The 953-nt window shown below is 45.1% G+C and carries 2 protein-coding genes; both read left to right on the forward strand.

Annotation, left to right across the window (positions count from 1 at the left end; genetic code table 11):
• Window positions 1-164 precede the first annotated feature (164 nt).
• Window positions 165-374, forward strand: a complete 210-nt coding sequence (locus ACTBDZ_RS18165; RefSeq protein WP_438816313.1) for a ParE family toxin-like protein — start codon at window positions 165-167, stop codon at window positions 372-374.
• 15 nt (window positions 375-389) lie between these two features.
• Window positions 390-551 (forward strand): protease FtsH-inhibitory lysogeny factor CIII, encoded by a 162-nt coding sequence (locus ACTBDZ_RS18170; protein ID WP_438816314.1) that lies wholly within the window; start codon window positions 390-392, stop codon window positions 549-551.
• The last annotated feature ends 402 nt before the right edge of the window (window positions 552-953 follow it).

Genomic DNA, 953 nt, shown 5'->3' on the forward strand with positions numbered 1-953 from the left:
GGCAGGGATAACCACTGTCATTGGCATCATGAATGCAGAGCCAACAACAGTTATATTCTCAGCAATAGCGTTAGTTTTTAGTCGGTTATTTTTGGAATTTATTGCTGTGCAATTTGTACAGGCAGAAACGCTTAGCAAGATTCTCACTCAACTGGAGAAGGCCCATGAAACCTAAAATACCTAACAGGATAAGAGAGCGGGAGAAGCTATTTAAGCGCTTATACCGTGAAAGACTTATCCATGCAAGACGCATACGACGAACCGGTTATTTATCAATACGGCTCTCCCTCTACTGGCGCATGTTATCTAAAGATAACGGACTGAGTTGGAAGACCATGAGCCACGCCAAATACGACACCCAAATAGCAATATAAAAACAGGAGCACCCCATGAATTATGCATTCGCGGGTCATGCTGCCCTCATGGGGAGCTATCACCCGGAAGAAACCCAACTGGATAAATGGGTTCAATGGCTGCGAAACGGATACCGAAAGCTTATCGATATCCTCGGGCAGCAAGGCAAACCTCTACGACCTGCCTCAGCACCTTAATCAAGACTGTTACAGCCTGAAATCACCTGCATCACCGCACACCCTGTCTGCAATCTTCACTGTACCGTTTCCGAGATTCACAAATCCTCCCTGCCACCATGACAAATGGCGCAGCGGCGCGATTCAAAACGCGAAGTGCAGGACATCCTGCTTGAAGCAATGAGAAAGCGAGGTTTGAAATAATGCCATGAAAAGTGAAAACGACATTATTACCGACGATGAACTTGAAAAAATAACAGGTTTTCAGGTTGCAAATAAACAGGTGGAAAAATTAATAGAGCCGTCATTCCGCACCTACTTTAAGAATAAATTCGACGGTATCGCTCGCCGAGAACATCAACGATGGTCTTGTGAACAGAATTGAGGTTGGATACTTGTGGTGGTCTGTCACCAATACTGAAC

Source organism: Symbiopectobacterium sp. (assembly GCF_051710365.1).
Lineage (GTDB): Bacteria > Pseudomonadota > Gammaproteobacteria > Enterobacterales > Enterobacteriaceae > Symbiopectobacterium.